Origin of the sequence: Corynebacterium sp. HMSC036D03, assembly GCF_001836185.1 — a bacterium.
Lineage (GTDB): Bacteria > Actinomycetota > Actinomycetes > Mycobacteriales > Mycobacteriaceae > Corynebacterium > Corynebacterium simulans.
Genome location: NZ_KV827716.1, coordinates 1 through 288 on the forward strand (window position 1 = coordinate 1; position 288 = coordinate 288).

1 protein-coding gene is annotated in these 288 nt (G+C 52.8%); it reads right to left on the minus strand.

Annotated elements, in window-relative coordinates; genetic code table 11:
* Window positions 1-288, minus strand: a 288-nt coding sequence (locus HMPREF2692_RS12500) for an integrase core domain-containing protein (RefSeq protein ID WP_141761291.1), incomplete at both ends; no start/stop codon positions are given.

Genomic DNA, 288 nt, shown 5'->3' on the forward strand with positions numbered 1-288 from the left:
GGGCTAGAAGGTTGCACCAGGAGTGCCGTCTGCGGGTGTTGTAGCGCATGCACCATCGAAAGACTTCCTGCCGGCAGATAATGGGATTATCAAAGACTTTCCGATCACGTAGCACTTCACGTTTTAAGGTGGCGTTAAATGATTCTGCCAGGGCATTATCGGCACTAGTTCCCACTGCTCCCATGGATTGGCGTACACCAAGTTGGGCGCAGTGGTCCCTAAACGCCTGTGAGGTGTACACACTTCCATGATCAGAATGGAAAATAGCCCCGTCAAGGCTTCCGCGGA